The sequence below is a fragment of the Campylobacter mucosalis genome (genome assembly GCF_013372205.1).
GTDB lineage: Bacteria > Campylobacterota > Campylobacteria > Campylobacterales > Campylobacteraceae > Campylobacter_A > Campylobacter_A mucosalis.
In genome coordinates this window covers 162184-178624 of sequence record NZ_CP053831.1, presented here as the reverse complement: position 1 = coordinate 178624, position 16441 = coordinate 162184, and the positions used below count along the sequence as shown (strand labels likewise).

Genomic DNA, 16441 nt, shown 5'->3' with positions numbered 1-16441 from the left:
TTATCGTTTCCTTAATACATACAAAAATTCACTAACGTGTAAATTTCTAGCACTTAGATTTCTACTCCCTCTAAATGTGTTATATTTTTGCTCCAAGATTATCACTTGCCCCATTTTTGCAAGTTCTTTCTCAAAATTCTCGCGACTTATAAAGCCTTCTGAGTTAAATGATATAAGTATAAATTTTGCCTTTAGGCTCAAAACTAGGCTAAAAAAGCTCTCTGGTGCTTTTGACTTATTATTATATACTGAGCGGTTCCAGTCCTTTTGTATGCCAGAAACATTTGAAAATTCGCTTGGTCGCTCATTTTTTGCGATTAAATTTAGCATAAAGTAGTTTGAGCCGTATGGATGTTGATTGTATGGTGGATCAAGGTAGATTAGATCAAGCTCACTAAGCTCACTAGCCAGGACATTTGCGTCCATTTTATAAATCTCATAAGGGACGTTAAAATTTGAAAAAACAGGCACCTTTAAAGAGATCGCACCTTTTATGCGACCAAGTGCATTTTGCCCCTCTCCGCCAAATTGACCAACTCCATTTTTATTTTTATAAAACCCCTTAAAAACGCCACTCGTGTTTGCTCGGTTACTAGCTTCATAAAGCAGTGGAGCTAGAAAAAACCTACGCATTTCTAGTGGCAAAGTATCTATCATATCACGAGCCGTATCAATAAACAATGCGTTGTTTTTGGTATAAAACGCCCTTTCGCCAAATTTTATATTCTCATCATCATCTGGGGCATAAAGCTCAGTGATAAAACCCGCCTTTAAATTTGCATTTACGCGTTTTACGAATGGTTTAAACGAGCTTTTAAGGTGCATTTTAAAATCATCATCTGCGTTAAAAAGATAGCAGTCGTTTACTATTTTTGAGTAAAGCTCAAGGTCGTTTGCGACCAAAAAACTGCTGTGTTGCTTTAAAAATCTAGCCACAACGCCAGAGCCTGAAAATAGGTCACAGGTGGCGAGTTTGTCCTTTTTTAGCTCATCTTTTGCGATTTTTACGCCCTTACCGATAAGGTCTAGCAAGGAGCGTTTGTTTCCAAGATAAGTTAAGATTTGCTCTTTTAAAAAAGCTCTATTTTCAACCATTTTTACGTGCAAATTCCTTCATAAAATCAGCTAACGCTTCACAATCCCCCACACTAACTGCATTGTAAATTGAAGCACGAATACCACCAAGCAATCTATGACCTTTAAGTCCTAGCATATTGTTTTTTAGGGCCTGAGCAACAAAAATCGGCTCAAGCTCACTATTTTTTGCGACATTAAAACTAACATTCATCACAGACCTATGCTCTTTTTGTGCGTGTCCTTTATAAAATCCGCCAGAACCGTCAATGGCGTCATAAAGTATCTGTGCTTTTTTAGAATTTATCTCTTTTATCGCGTTTAATCCGCCCTGATCTAGCACCCACTGCATTGTTAAATTTAGCAGATAAATGGCAAATGTTGATGGTGTATTATAAAGACTTTTTGCGTCCGCGTGAGTTTTAAAACGCAAAAATGTTGGAGTGTGCGGCATAGGGTCTCGCTCTAGCAGGTCTTTGCGGATTATCACTATCGTCACGCCACTTGGTCCTGCGTTTTTTTGAGCACCGCCGTATAAAACGCCGATGTTTGAAAAATCAAGCGGTTTTGAGAAAAAATCGCTACTTGCGTCAACGACAAGCGGTGCTTTAGTTTTTGGTAATGTTTTATACTGAGTGCCATAAATCGTGTTATTTGAGCAAATGTAGGCGTAGTCAGCACTATCGCTAAAATTTATCTGTGGGATATGATCAAAGGCAGAATTCTCAGAACTTGCAACTACGCTAGGCTCTAAACCCATAGTTCTAGCCTCTTTTATCGCCTTATCCGTCCAAACGCCAGTGTTTGCATACTCAATCACACCACCTTGATAGAGATTTAAAGGTATCATCGCAAACTGCAAATGAGCACCACCTTGCAAAAATAAAATTTCATACTCATCGCCAATGCCGTAAAGTTTGCGTATCTTATCCATCGCCCCAAAATGTACCTCTTCGTAGGTCTTTGAGCGGTGCGAGATTTCCATTATAGAGTAGCCCTCGCCCTTATAGTTGGTAAACTCAGCCTTTGCTTGTTCAAGCACACTTAGTGGCAAACCTGTTGGACCTGCACTGAAATTTATCATTCTCATTTTTGCTCCTTAAAATTTTGTATTAAAACTAACTATTGTCGCTGGGACGCCTAAAAATCCTATATCAAATTTTAAGCTCGGCTCTATCATAGTTGAGGCGTTGTGAATGCGAAATTTAAAGCTCCAACCATTGTCTAAATAAAGCTCTAAGGTGTTTTTGCTATTTTGTTTAAAATCAAGCGAAATTATACGATTTGGTAGCTTTGAAATTGGCAAGATTGTTAGGCTATTTTTGCCTAAATTCCCACGTAAATTAAAGACTAAAATTTGTGTGATTTTTTGCTTATCATTGCCGATTAATTTGTAAAAATCAAACTTGCCAAGCATATATTCAACCATTTTTGAAGCTATGTTGTGGCTTTTATTTTGCGAGAGAATTTCATCTTTAAAGGCGTTTAAAATTGGCAAATACACTAAATTTTGCTTATCTTTTAGCTCACTCCATTTTGTGCCTTTTAGTCTATTTAGCATTTCAAAAATTGGCGAAATTTGAAAAAAATACTCACTAGAACAGGGCAAGTCATACCATTTTTTACCAAAATCAAGCGTTTTTGATAGCCGTGAGTGTTTAACAGCAAAGTGGTTGTGCTTAATACTAAGTCCAATTTGGTGTTTGTCGCTTTGTAAAATTATATCTCTAACATCGCCAAATTCGCCGTTTTTGTCATCTTGCATTGTTGCTAAAATCGGCTCTGTAAGGTTTGGTTCGTATTCTAAAATTTTACTAATCCCAGCCGTGGCACTTGCTAAAAATAGCTCTTTTTCTGGCTCTAAAAGCGTGTTAAATGCATTTAAAGCTACGTTGTAGGCGTTATTTTTGGCTATTTTTACACTTTTTATTTTGCTTAATGCAAGAATATAAGCAAACTCATAAGCCTTGCCGTTTAAAGCACTCTTAGCACTCATTAAATGTCCTTTTTACGGCTTTTGCGACCTCGTAGGCTAAATTTATAGGAACGGCATTACCTATCATTTTATAGCCATAATCAACTCTATCATAATAAAATATAAAATCATCGCTAAAACCCTGCACTCTTGCACACTCTCTAACGCTTAAACGCCTGTATAAATTTTCAAAATTTGGTGCAAAAATATGGCGATTTTTGCCAATTTGTGGCATTTTTGGAGCGTTTGGATGAAGCTGTGCTTGACGACCGCTAGCCTGTATTGTAAAAGCTGGCTCATCCCAGCCCCTAACTCTGTTTCGGCTCATAAAAATTGTGGAGTAGCTACCGATATAATACTCGTGATTAGCGATTTTTAGGGATTTGTTGGCTCTGTTTTTTTCAAGTGCTGGTGTTGCGTTATCTTTTAAATCATAAATTATGTCTTTTAAATTTAACTTTTTTTTGTGCGGTTTTAAAGGTGTGAAATTTACCTTTAAACCCTTTAAAAAGCCGATGAAAAAAATGCGAATTCTATCTTGTGCCACGCCGTAATCTTTTGCGTTTAAGACACAAATTTGCACGTTGTATCCAGCGTTTTCAAACTCATTTATTATGTTTTTTACCGCATCTTTATGGCGCTTGGCTAACATGCCACGCACATTTTCGGCCACAAAAAATTTAGGCTTAATGCCGTTTAAAATTCTAATATACTCATAAAAAAGTTGGCCTCTTTTATCATCAATACCCTTTAAATTCCCAGCCTCACTCCAACTCTGACAAGGCGGCCCACCAATAATGCCATCACAAATTTCTAGCTCTGAAATTTTCAGCTCTTTTATATCTTTTTGTATTAGCGGTGTGTCGTGATTTGCCTTGTAAGTGGCATAGATATTTTTATCAAATTCATTTGCTAAAATAATGTCAAATCCAGCCTTTTTAAAGCCAAGGTCAAGCCCACCAGCACCACTAAAAAGTGAGATTAGTTTCATAAAATTTTTGCCCTTTTGGTTGTGGTTTGCGATATTAGCTCAATCTCATCGCCGATTTTAACCTCTTCAAGATTGGCCTTTTTGCCACAAATACGCACCTGTATCAAATCTTTTGTTGCTTCAAAAAAGCTCTCGCGTGCCAAAAACATCGCGTTTAGCTCATTTACATTGCTTTGCAGTTTTGAAATTTTAGCTTTTATCTTAGCGTCAAAGTTTTCATTAAGCCTTAAAATATGTGAAATTTTTAGATCAATTTTATTTTTTAAAGCATTTGGGGATAGCTTTAGATTTAAAAAATCAAGCTTATTTTGACACTTTGAAATTTTGGCTTTTATAGCGTTTTTTATGGCATTATCAAGTCCGTCGATATACTGCATAAATTCATTTTCATCTGGCAAAATTTCACTCATTGCAGCCGTTGGCGTAGGAGCTCTAAAGTCAGCCACAAAGTCGCTAATAACATAATCAATCTCGTGCCCGATCGCCGATACTATAGGCGTTTTTAGCGTAAATATCGTGCGAGCCAGACTCTCATCATTAAAGCACCAAAGATCCTCACGACTTCCGCCACCACGAGCCAAAATAATAACATCAACACCGTATTCGTCGGCTTTTTTTAAAGCTCTAATAATCGCTTCTGGCGCACTCTGCCCTTGTGTAAGCGTGTCAAAAACAAAAATTTCACAAAGTCTCCACCTAGTCTGTGCCACGCGAAGCATATCCTGCAAAGCTGCCGATGTCGCCGATGTTACTAGAGCGATCTTTTGTGGCAGTTTTGGCAGTGGTTTTTTGTGTGAGATATCAAAAAGCCCCTCACTCTCAAGGCGTTCTTTTAGCTGTTTAAATGCAAGTTCTAGCTCACCCTCGCCATCTGGCTTTAGGCTAGTTGCTATAAGCTGATAGCTACCACTTGGAGAATAAAGCGAAATTTTGCCATATATTACGACCTTTAAGCCGTCTTTTACTTCAAATTTCACGCGGGCGTTGTTTGCCTTATACATCACACACGAGATACTTGCGTTTTCATCTTTTAGTGTAAAATACCAGTGGCCTGAGCCGTGTTTGGTAAGGCGTGAAATTTCGCCAACAACCTCAACATAGCTAAAGTGTGCTTCAAGTAGGTTTTTAGCCTGTTCATTTAGCTGTGATACGCTTAGCATTCACGAACTTTTTTGCCGATAAATAGTGTCGAGATATCCATACTAAATCCACGACAAACCTCTATATCAAAACCAGCCTCATAAAGCTCATCGCAAAATTCCTTAGCGTCTAAAAAACCCTCAATAGAGTTTGGCAAATACTCATAAGCCTCTTTATTTTTGCTAATCGCACCACCGATTTTTGGCAGAATTTTTTGCAGATAAAAGTCGCGAATAGTGGTTAAAAAGCCACTCTTTTTACGCTTTGTAAACTCAAGCACCACGACATATCCGCCCATTTTTAAAACCCTATTAAACTCCCTTAATGCCTCTTTTCTAGCTACCACATTTCTTATGCCATAGCTTATGCTAACGATATCGGCACTTTGTGTATCTAGGGTCGTATTATCAGCATACGCCTTTATAAATTTAAAATTATGAAATTTTGACCTTGCCACATCTAGCATACCGCTTGACGGGTCAATGCCGATGATCGAGTTTAGTTGCACATCCTGTTTTATCGCACTATCACGCCAAATACCCATCATATCGCCAGTACCACACGCTACATCGACTATATCGATTTTTTTATCTTTAAAATTACTAAGCACCGTTTTACAAGCAAATTTTCGCCAACTTATATCAACTCCCATGCTCAAAACGCGATTTGCAACATCATAAGTTGGTGCGATATCATTAAACATTTGCACTATTTTTTCTTGTTTTTCCATAAAATTTTATGCCTTTTGATAGTATTTTTTTAGTTCTATTAATTTTTGGTTTTTAAAATTGGAATTTAAAATTTTCTCTCTTATTTTATAAATTTTAGAGTAAATTTTTGCTTTGAGTTTATCGTTTTGTTCACTATCTCCAGCCTTTTGTATAAACTCTAAAAGTATATCTAAATCATAAAGTTTTAAAAGCTTGTTTTTAAGTTTTTTGTTTAATTTGGCTGGTTTTTTAAGATTAAAAAGGTGGTTAAAATTTTCAAACATAGCACCGATAACTTGGGTCTTATCAAGGATTTCATAAAATTTAATATTTTTACTATTCTCATCTAGCTTTTTAAAGCTTTTTAGGCACTCTAAAATAGATAAACGTAGCTGTTTTGAAACAAAAACGCTTAGTTTTTCATCAGAATTCTCGCCTCTAAAAAAATCGCTAGTATCGCTTAAAAAAACCTCCCAATCCTTTAAAAACAGGCTTTCTTGTAAGGCCAGTGAGACGTTTTTTGAGCTATTTGTTAAAGCGTGTTCTAAAAAATAGATCATAAGCTCTGAGTTTTTAAAATCTTCAAGCAAACTAAGAGAGGATAAAATCTGTGAATTTTGCTCAAGTTTTGCAAACAACTCTTTGAAATTTTTTAAAAAAAACTGGGTTGTCTTCTCGTCAAAAACACCGATAAAAAATTCCAAAATCGCGATACTTTGAGAAACATACAAAAATATCTTAATAAAATCATCAGGGTCACTTTGTGATAAAAACCGCTCTTTTGCCCTAATTATCTTTAAATTTAGCGTAAAAAGCAAAACCGCTACGGCGTCTTTTACTCTTATGCTGCTTGGGTAATTTAAGTTTAAGTCGTGATTTTTTAAGATATAAAAAATTTCACAAAGATCAAATTTCTCATTAGGTAAGCCAAATTTTAAGAGATTTTGCTCACTAAATTCGCTCTTATCGGTTACTTCGCACTCTATAAAATCGTTTAAAAACTCAGGAGTTTTAAAAAATACACCATAAAGCTCGTCATTAAACGTGATATCTAGCATACAAAGTCCGCTAAAATCTCCACCATAAATTTCAATATTTGTTTGGTTGTTATTTAGCTTAAATCCATAAATATGCTTACAAAGCTGCCCGTCTAAATGCTCTTTGTAATCGTGTATAAATTTCACATTTTGTGCGGTTAAAAATTTTAGAAGGCTGTCGTCTTTAAGTAGGAATTTACGTATTATTTTTGCACCCATAAAGCCTCCCTGAAATTTTATAATATTTTATCAGGTTATGGCTTAATGTGTGTTTTGATTAATGGCAGTGTTTGCAGTTTTTAACGCTAACAACAACGCTTAGGTTATCAATAATATTGCCCAGTTTTTTCTCAAGCTTCTCTTGATAAACTCCAAGCTCAGCGTCTTCATACATAACGTCCTCAACGTATCCGCAAGTTTGGCAAACTACGTGAATATGCGGGTGCTCGTATATATCATAGCGTGGTTTTTGATTTACCACATTTACTTCAACAACCAACCCCTCATCTTTTAGAGTGTTTAAATTTTTATAAATGGTTGCTAGTGAGATTGACGGATTTTCCTTTTTTATCTCTTCGTAAAGTTCGTCTATTGTTGGGTGCGTATGCTTATCTAAAACCTTTAAAACGCTTAAGCGTTGCGGTGTAACTTTTAGATTAAACTGCTTTAAAAGTGAAACGTATTGCATTTTATTCCTTAAAAAAATTAGCTAAATATATCAAAAAGTTGCTTAGGTGGTTATTAAATAATATTAATTATTACTTAATATATAACTAGAAATTTGCTCTATGCTAAGCCCTAAACTCTCTTCAACAAGAGCCATTTGTCCGTGAGTGATAAACTCATCTTTATACTCAAAACTATAGATTTGTATATTATAAATTTTATTATCTTGTAAAAAGCCAGATAAAATTTCACCAACCCCGCCACGTTTTACGCTATCGCTAAAGATATACCATTTTTTAGTGCTTTTAGCAAGTTCTATAAGCAAATCTTTATCCAGTGGTTTTACAAAAACTAAATCTATCAAATTTACATCTAAATTTTTAGCTTTCATCACAGCATAGGCTCTACCAACGCCGTTTCCATAGCCTATAAATGCAACTTGACTGCTACTTTTAACAAGCCACTCGCCACGCCCTAACTGAAATTTTGTCGCTTCAAATTCGCTACTTAATAAAAACGCCCCACGCGGATAACGAAGTGCATTTACGCCATTATGGGCGTAGGCAAACTCCATACTTGCTTCAAGGCTTTTAGCACAACGAGGCGCAAAGATGGTTGTGTTTGGGATAAGATTGAAGTAGCTAATATCAAACACGCCTTGATGAGTTTCGCCATCCTCTCCAACTATACCAGCCCTATCCATCGCAAAAGTAATGTTTAAATTTAATATACAAGCATCGTGAATAATCTGATCAAAAGCACGTTGCATAAATGTTGAATATATCACAACAAACGGCCTAAAACCCTCCTTTGCCATAGCTGCCATTGATGTAACGGCGTGTTGCTCGGCAATAGCAACATCCCAAAATCTATCTGGGAATTTTTCTATAAGCAAATCCATTCCAGTGCCTGTTGGCATAGCAGCAGTCACACCGACTATATCTTTATGCTCACTTGCCATTTTGACTAGATGTTCGCTAAAAATTTGAGTTGCAGATTTTGGACTTGGTTTTTTAATGCTCTCGCCACTCTCTAAATCAAATGGAGACACTCCGTGCCAACTAGCAAAATGCCCTTCTGCCTTTTCATAGCCCTTACCTTTTAGCGTTTGGGTATGGACGATAACTGGCTTTTTCATAGCCTTTGCGGTTTTAAAAGTGGCTATTAAATCCTCTAAATTATGCCCATTAACTGGTCCTATATACTCAAGCCCAAGCTCTTCAAATAAAATACCAGGCGTAATGAGTCGTATGCTCTCTTCTGCTCTACGTGCCATATATGCGGCTGAGTCTGGCATATAGCTTAGAAGTTTTTCAACGCCACTTTTAAATTTCTGATACGCCTCACCCGCCATAATGTGACTTAGATACTTACTAATCGCACCTATTGGCTTACTTATACTCATCTCGTTATCGTTTAAGATAATCACACAAGGATATTTGCGATCCCCCAGCTCATTTAAGGCTTCATAAACCATACCAGCACTCATAGAGCCATCGCCTATCAAAGCTACTGGCAAACGATCCTCGCCCTTTAACCCTATCGCTTTTGCAGCACCCACCGCAAGAGATATAGAAGTAGAGCTATGCCCTGCCACAAAGTAGTCAGCACTGCTCTCTTTTGGTTTTGAAAATCCGCTAATACCGCCAAATTTACGCAAACTATCAAAATTCTCCCAACGCCCAGTTAAAAGCTTGTGAGCGTAGCTTTGGTGGCTTACATCAAATATAAATGGATCTTTACTAACATCAAAAACATAGTGCATAGCCACTATAAGCTCAACTGCACCGATGTTTGAGCTAAGATGTCCGCCATTTTTACTAACAACCTCTAAAATTCTAGCCCTAATCTTTTCACAAAGCCCATTTAAATCTTTTATATCTAAATTTTTAACATCTATCACATTAAACTCTTTAGCTTTTCAAGTCTATTTTCTATGCTACCATCGATATTTCCGGTCTCACTAATAATCACAACTCCACCCTTGCTAATAGCGTCGTCTGCTTCTATTTTTATATGGTCGTTGCTTTGAAAATTTTCAGATAAAAACTGGGCGTCGATCGGATTTACTCTAATGGTTATGTTTTTTGCGTCCCTTAACTCGCTAATTAACGCCTTTGAAAGTGATAATGCAACATTTGCTGAGCTAGAGCTTATCTCTTTTACGATGACTTGTTTTGCAACGCCTATTGCCGCTGTTGCTAGCTCATCTTCGCTCTTTTGTAAAAATTCCTCTAGTGTATTATAAAAATTTGAAAGCTTGTTTATCGATGAAGCAAAACGCTCATTTAGCGTGGCGACTTCAGCCTGAAACTGCTCGTTTGCCTGAGCCTTGCCCTCTGCAATGCCGTCATCCTTGGCACGTAAAACTTCAGCTTCTAATCGTCTATTAAATTCAGCCTCTTGATTTTCTATCTGCATTTGAAGTTTTACGATATTTCCGCTTAGCTCATCGGTTTTTTTAAGAAGCTCTTCAACAAAACTAGCATCAAAACCGCTAGAAACTACTGGAGCGGGTGCTACTTGTTGTGGTTGCTGAACTACCTGGCGTGGCTCTAAAGGTGCTTCATCTTGCTCTTGGCTTAAATTTTGCTCCTCTCTAGCGTGATGATCGTGAGTACCTAAAACCTTAAACCTATAATTTTCTATAAAATGTGCCGAAGATTCTTCGTTTGTGATTACGCTACTTTTCATTCAATCATCTCATCTGCTTCGCCAACTTGGAAAATTCCCTGCTCTGCTAGTGCCTGAACTGCTTCAACTATACGGCGTTGTGCCTCCTCAACGTCCTTAACTCTAACAGCACCAAGATAGCCCATCTCCTCTTTAAATGCCTCTGCTGCACGCTGTGACATATTGCCAAGAAATTTATCTTTTAAGGCGTCGCCCGAGCCTTTTAGAGCTACCATGAGATCTTTTTTATCGACATTTTTTAGAATTTCACGTATGGCTGTGTTGTTTAGTGTATTGATGTCTTCAAATGTAAACATAAGCTCTTTAATGGTTGTGGCAAGTTTATTATCTGCTTTTTCGATATATTCAATAGTAGATTTTGAAGCCTTTTGACCAAGCCTGTTAAGCATTTCAGCAACAGCCCTTGGACCACCAACCTCAACTTTATAAGATGTAAGGCTCTCAAGTTTTGTCTCAAGCACAGCCGAAACACGCTTGATAACAGACGGGCTAATGTCGCCTAAATTTGCCATTCTTATAACAACATCGCTTCTTAAATCATCAGGAAAATATCCAAGCGTTTCAGCAGCACCAGTCGCGTCCATATGGGCTAAAATAAGAGCAATGGTTTGTGGGTGCTCTTTTACGATAAAATCGGCAAGTTGTTGCGGTTTAATCTTATTAAGATAGCCAAATGATTTGTTATTTTCCATACTTTTTGCAAGGCGGTCAAGAATTTTTTGCGCCTCATCTGGCGGGAAGGTTTTGTATAAAATTTCTTTTGCATACTCCAAAGAACCGCTTTTTACATACTGGTTTGACTGCATTAGAGCGTAAAATTCCTCTAAAATTGCAGACGCAACTTGTCTGTCGATATTTTTTGCTGTTGCGATATATCCTGAGATATCGGTAATTACATCAATATCCATGTGAGAAAATAGCAAACTTGTCGACTCTTCGCCAAGCTGTATAAGTAAAATAGCTATCTTTTCTGGCATTGCCAGTTCATCATAAATCTGCTTTTGTTGTTCGCTTAGTTTTATTGCCACTAGCTATCCTTACGTATATTAAAGTCAGTATCATTTCTGATAATGTCTTGTAAAAGGTTTGAAATTTCCTCGCCTCGCTCTTGGATTATACCTCTCATTTTTTCAATCAATACATCGTATTTTAGCTCATCCTCGTTAAACTCACCAGTAAGTCCAAGCTGATCTTCAACCTTTTTCTTAGCAGCCTTAAATTTCTCTAGGCTATCCTCGTCATCTATCTCAAGCTCCTCAAGGTCAGGCAAGCGCTCCTCTTCTTCATCTTTTGCATCTTCAAGCATTTTTTGCATAAAGACGATGATGACCTTTTTGTAGAACAGATAGAGCAAAATAGCAGCAAAAACATACTTCAAAATAGGTATAAACGGCAAGACATAGGTTTGAACAATGTTATTTACCTTATCTGAAGGAGTGGTCGTGTCGGCTAACTTAAACTCAAAGTTATCAACGCTAACCTCATCGCCACGAGTTGCATTAAAGCCAATTGCCTGTTTTATCAAATTTGTAATAGAAGCCTTTTGTGCGTCAGATAAGGGCACAAACTCCATTTCTGAAGTAGGATTTCCGTTCTCATCTTTTTTATACTGATAGCTTCCATCAACTACAACAGCGGCACTTACTCGGTTTATGGTCGCAAACTGACCTTTGATGTTTGTTACCTTTTTTGAAATTTCATAGTTTGTCTGCTGTGAGCTTTTATTATACTGCTCGACTAGCTTATTATCGCTAATGCCTTCTACTGGTCCTATGTTGCTAACGGCTCCAGGCACACCGCCTATGTCATTTGGCTGGCTTCCTTGTCGTTTTTCTTCGATATTGCTCTCACTTCTAACAACGTTATTTGGGTCATAAACTTCGCTTTGGCTATCCTTTTTATCAAAGTCAAAATCTATATTAACCTTTGCAACAACTCGCTCAGCTCCACCGACAATCGGACTTAAAACATTTATGATTTTTTGCTCGTAGCTGTTCTCAAATTCTCGTTTGTATCTTATTTGTTGAGCTATTATCTCGCTATCAAAACCGCCGTCATCATCGCCAAGAGAGATACCGTCACTGCTTACTATTTTTACATTTTCAAAGGCAAGTCCAGTCACAGAGGCTGCGACTAAATTTTTAATACCAAAAATTTGCTTTTGATTTAGACTGGTGCCTGGCTTTAAATCCACTACGATAGAGGCTGTCGGCGGGACTTTTCTCTCTGTAAAAACCGTCTCTTTTGGTATAGCTATACGAACACCAGCCTTAGCAATAGGTGCAAGACTCTCGATAGTCCTTGCAAGCTCTCCCTCTAATGCACGCTGATATTTTACCCTCTGTTCCTCATCGGTAGCCCCAAATTCCTGTTTATCAAAAATTTCAAAACCAACCTTACTCTCTTTTGGAATTCCCAAAGTTGCTACCGATATACGCTCTTTATAAACATCGGCGGTTGGCACAAGAATCGTGCCTTCATTTGCGAGTTTGTAGCTAACGCCATCTTTTTTAAGTTGATCTATGATTAATGCACTATCGTTTGGACTGATATTTTCAAATAAAACACTATAACCTGCGTAGCTATCGCCTTTTGAGCTTTTATATATGCTAATAAACACCAAAAAACCAACAACTACGACAACCGAACTAGCAATAACAATCCTTTGCTTTAGTGAGAGCTTTTGATAAAGTCCAGCTATCTGATGAAGTAGTGCCTTAAAATCCATATCTTTACTTTAAAATTTCATCTAATTTTTCAAACAATTTATCATTTTGCGTTGCTGTGCCTATGGTGATTCGTATCGCATTTAATCCATAGCCTTGCATATCTCGCACAATTATACCCTTTTTTAGCAACTCTTGCGATATTTGACTAGAATTTTGCGTATTAAATTTAAAAACAATGAAATTTGTATAGCTTGGCAGAAATTCTATGCCATGATCTTTTGCAAAATTTTCATACCTAGTCATCTGCTCAAAGTTATTTTTTAGCGTTTTATCTACAAATTCTGCGTCACTAAGTGCGATTGTTGCAGCTTTTAAGCTAAGTGTAGTGATGTTAAACGGAGGGCGAAGTTTGCCAAGTTCATTTATAATAGACTCATCAGCAATGCCGTATCCAACACGCATTCCGCCAAGTCCGTAAGATTTAGAAAACGTCGCTAAAAAGATTGCGTTTTTAAAATTTCTGATCAAATCACTTGGGTCTATCGCCTTTTTTGCATCCTTAAATTTTGCAAAATCATTATAAGCTCCGTCAATTACGATTAGAGTTTTGGGCGAAATTTCACGCATAAAATCATAAACTTCACTAACATCTAAACACTCGCCAAGCGGATTATTTGGTAAGCATAAAAATATGGCTGCGATTTTATCTTTATTTACTTTGTAAAGCTCAAGCATTTGGCTTAAATTATGCGAAGCAGACGGCGTTTTTATGACACTAGCACCAGCGTGTTTAGCGTAAATATCATACATCGCAAATGTCACTCCAGCCGTTAAAATGGCATTCGTTTCATTTAAAACAGCGTGAGCAATAAACTCGATAATCTGATCGCTACCTTGCCCTATTATTAAATTTTTTGGCGTTACGTTAAATTTGGCAGCCAAAGCCTCTTTTAGCTCAAAATAGCTATCATCTGGGTAAAGATGAGCCTTGTTTGAAGCGTTTTTTAGGGCTTGCTCAACCAGCACACTTGTGCCAAATGGATTTTCGTTACTTGCTAACTTTATGACATCTTTTGCGTCTATGCCATATTCACGAACGACTAGCTCGATTGGTTTTCCGGCCTCGTAGTTTTTTAGGTTTTCTAGCTTTTTATTAAACATTAAATCTCTCCGTCAAGATAGCTTCCTAACCACTTAATCTCTGCACCCTGATCTGTGGCTAAATTTATGGCATTCTGCACACTCTCGTCATCAATATGCCCATCAAAATCGATAAAAAACATAAAGTCAAATTTACGCTGTTTTACCGGGCGACTCTCTAGTTTTGTTAGGTTTATATTCTCATCTTTAAAAATTCTAAGCAAATCAGCAAGTCCGCCTGGCTTGTGAGCAGTTTTGGCTAAAATCGATGTTTTTGAGTGCGGATTGTTTGTGTTTTTAAAGTCGCTTAGGATTAAAAATCTCGTGCGATTTGCAAGATTATCCTCAATCGTTTCAAACAAAATCGGTACGTTATAAATTTTAGCAGCTATTTTTGAGCAAATTGCTGCAGAATTTGGATCCTTTGAGGCTAAAAATGCCGCCTCTGCCGTTGATTTTGACGGCACAAATTTTACACCGCTTAGAAGATGGCTTTCAAGGAAATTTTTACACTGATTATATCCTTGCGGATGAGAGTAAATGGTATTTATAGTCTTTAAATTTTCACTCTGGCTTACAAAACTATGATGAATGTCAAGATAAAGCTCGGCTACAATCTTTACATTTTCAAATTTTGCTAAGCAGTCAAGCGTCGCTCCAACCGCACCTTCGGTATTATTTTCAATAGGCACAACGCCGTATTTTACCTCTTTTAAAGATAACTTTGTAAAAACCGAGTCAATCGTCGCAAGTGGCAGATACTCGCTCATCGCACCAAAGCGACTTTGTGCAGCTTGATGAGTATAAGTGCCCTCAGGTCCAAGATAGGCTACCTTTTGAGGCATTTCAAGGTTTCTTGAAACGGCGAAAATTTCAAGATAAATCGCCTCAATTGCTGCCTTATTTAAAAGTCCACCCTTTGTAGCCTCAAGGCGGTTAAGAATCGCCCTTTCTCGCTCTGGACGATATATCGGAGTGCCACTTGTATGCTTTAACTCGCCAATTTTCTTAACAATCTGCATTCTTTCATTAAGCTTAGCTAAAATCAGATCGTCAATCTCATCAATACTTTTTCGTAGCTCGTTTAACTCTTGCATTACTTTAAAAACTCCGTTTCAAACGCGACTAAATCCTCAAAGGTTTCACGGCGACGGATAAGCCTATCTTTGCCGTCCTCTACACCAACTTCGGCTGCACGCACCCTCGTGTTGTAGTTTGAGCTCATACTAAAACCATAAGCTCCGGCACTCTTAACAACTAGCAAATCGCCACTCTTGCAAGTTGGTAGCCAGATATTTTTAGCCAAAAAGTCGCCACTTTCGCAAATCGGACCAACGATATCGCAAGTTGAGTTTTGCTCATTTTCTCCCACAAACTCAACGCCGTGATGAGCGTCATAAAGGCTTGGTCTAATTAGGTCATTCATAGCCGCATCAACTACAACAAATCGCTTATTCTTGTTAAATTTCTCATACAAAACACTTGTGATTAAAACGCCTGAGTTGCCGACGATAAACCTGCCAGGCTCACAAACTATCGTCACATCCTGCCCATTTAGTGCCGCTAAAATTCCCTGTGCATAGTTGTAAAGATTTACAGCCTCTTCATCTTGATAAGTTATACCAACACCGCCACCAATATCAAAGAATTTTATATCAATCTCAAGCGATTTTAACTCACTTAAAATTTTAGATACAATTTTGGCAGCGTCTATTATTGGCTGTGTGTCAGTTAGCTGTGAGCCGATATGAAAATGCACTCCAACAGGCTCAATGTGTGCTGAATTTTTGGCTTTTAGATACATCTTTTTAGCAGTTACTATATCAACGCCAAATTTGTTTTCATTAAGTCCAGTTGAGATGTAGGGGTGCGTTTTTGCGTCGACGTCTGGGTTTATTCTTATGCTAATCCGTGCTGTTTTATTTAGCTCTTTTGCGATGGCTTCGACCCTATCAAGCTCAGCTTCGCTCTCTAAATTTATCATTAAAATTTCACTTTGTAGGGCTATTTTTATCTCATCATCGCTCTTGCCAACACCACTAAAAATAATCTGATAAGGCTTAGCACCAGCCATTAAAGCACGTTTTACTTCGCCAATACTAACACAGTCAAATCCAGCTCCTAAATTTGCTAAATGCTTTAAAACGCTTAGATTTGAGTTTGCCTTAACAGCGTAGCAAACTAGGGATTTTCTACCACTAAAAGCACTTTTTAGCTGGGTATATTGAGTGCTAATGTGGTTAAAATCATAAACATAAAGTGGTGTGCCATATTTTTTTGCAAGATTTCTATAGTCCATTAAAGCCCTTTGGTAAATTCAGGGATTTTACAAAAAAAATGCCAAA

Annotated in this window: 15 protein-coding genes; all 15 read right to left on the bottom strand. The window is 37.4% G+C overall.

All coding sequences use genetic code 11. The features are described from left to right. The 15 genes from CMCT_RS00920 to lysA all read right to left on the bottom strand — a co-directional run bounded on the left by CMCT_RS00920 (position 1) and on the right by lysA (position 16395). Positions 1-1095, bottom strand: coding sequence for a DNA adenine methylase (locus CMCT_RS00920; RefSeq protein WP_034969123.1), 1095 nt, complete (start codon positions 1093-1095; stop codon positions 1-3). Further along, positions 1088-2164 carry a phosphoserine transaminase gene (gene serC / locus CMCT_RS00915; RefSeq protein ID WP_034968956.1) on the bottom strand — a complete coding sequence of 359 codons (1077 nt, stop codon included), beginning with the start codon at positions 2162-2164 and terminating at the stop codon, positions 1088-1090. Before serC ends, CMCT_RS00920 begins: the two co-directional genes overlap by 8 nt. A 9-nt stretch (positions 2165-2173) precedes the next feature. Continuing rightward, complete coding sequence (locus CMCT_RS00910) at positions 2174-3070, bottom strand: HaeIII family restriction endonuclease (RefSeq protein WP_034968952.1); 897 nt, start codon at positions 3068-3070, stop codon at positions 2174-2176. Continuing rightward, a complete protein-coding gene (locus CMCT_RS00905) occupies positions 3060-4040 on the bottom strand; it encodes a DNA cytosine methyltransferase (protein WP_034968951.1) in 981 nt (326 codons plus the stop codon). Before CMCT_RS00905 ends, CMCT_RS00910 begins: the two co-directional genes overlap by 11 nt. After that, positions 4037-5200: an exodeoxyribonuclease VII large subunit gene (gene xseA / locus CMCT_RS00900; RefSeq protein ID WP_034968948.1), complete on the bottom strand. Its 1164-nt coding sequence runs from the start codon at positions 5198-5200 to the stop codon at positions 4037-4039. Before xseA ends, CMCT_RS00905 begins: the two co-directional genes overlap by 4 nt. Further along, positions 5194-5910, bottom strand: coding sequence for a bifunctional demethylmenaquinone methyltransferase/2-methoxy-6-polyprenyl-1,4-benzoquinol methylase UbiE (ubiE, locus tag CMCT_RS00895; RefSeq protein ID WP_034968945.1), 717 nt, complete (start codon positions 5908-5910; stop codon positions 5194-5196). The genes xseA and ubiE overlap by 7 nt, the downstream gene beginning before the upstream one ends. 6 nt (positions 5911-5916) lie before the next feature. Beyond that, a complete protein-coding gene (locus CMCT_RS00890) occupies positions 5917-7146 on the bottom strand; it encodes a CYTH domain-containing protein (protein WP_034968943.1) in 1230 nt (409 codons plus the stop codon). Between the two features lie 58 nt (positions 7147-7204). Then, the gene (locus CMCT_RS00885; RefSeq protein ID WP_034968939.1) at positions 7205-7615 is read right to left on the bottom strand and encodes a Fur family transcriptional regulator; all 411 of its coding nucleotides are present in this window, start codon (positions 7613-7615) and stop codon (positions 7205-7207) included. Between the two features lie 63 nt (positions 7616-7678). Beyond that, positions 7679-9493, bottom strand: coding sequence for a 1-deoxy-D-xylulose-5-phosphate synthase (gene dxs / locus CMCT_RS00880; protein WP_034969120.1), 1815 nt, complete (start codon positions 9491-9493; stop codon positions 7679-7681). Then, entirely contained in the window at positions 9493-10287 is a 795-nt protein-coding gene (gene fliH / locus CMCT_RS00875) for a flagellar assembly protein FliH (protein WP_034968936.1), read from the bottom strand. Before fliH ends, dxs begins: the two co-directional genes overlap by 1 nt. Beyond that, positions 10284-11264 (bottom strand): flagellar motor switch protein FliG, encoded by a 981-nt coding sequence (gene fliG / locus CMCT_RS00870; RefSeq protein ID WP_051654897.1) that lies wholly within the window; start codon positions 11262-11264, stop codon positions 10284-10286. The genes fliH and fliG overlap by 4 nt, the downstream gene beginning before the upstream one ends. A gap of 50 nt (positions 11265-11314) precedes the next feature. Continuing rightward, the gene (gene fliF / locus CMCT_RS00865; RefSeq protein ID WP_034968930.1) at positions 11315-13015 is read right to left on the bottom strand and encodes a flagellar basal-body MS-ring/collar protein FliF; all 1701 of its coding nucleotides are present in this window, start codon (positions 13013-13015) and stop codon (positions 11315-11317) included. 4 nt (positions 13016-13019) lie between these two features. Next, positions 13020-14117: a histidinol-phosphate transaminase gene (gene hisC, locus CMCT_RS00860; RefSeq protein WP_034968928.1), complete on the bottom strand. Its 1098-nt coding sequence runs from the start codon at positions 14115-14117 to the stop codon at positions 13020-13022. Beyond that, positions 14117-15193, bottom strand: a complete 1077-nt coding sequence (gene pheA / locus CMCT_RS00855; RefSeq protein WP_034968925.1) for a prephenate dehydratase — start codon at positions 15191-15193, stop codon at positions 14117-14119. The genes hisC and pheA overlap by 1 nt, the downstream gene beginning before the upstream one ends. Beyond that, positions 15193-16395: a diaminopimelate decarboxylase gene (gene lysA, locus CMCT_RS00850; protein WP_034968922.1), complete on the bottom strand. Its 1203-nt coding sequence runs from the start codon at positions 16393-16395 to the stop codon at positions 15193-15195. Before lysA ends, pheA begins: the two co-directional genes overlap by 1 nt. Positions 16396-16441: the final 46 nt, after the last annotated feature.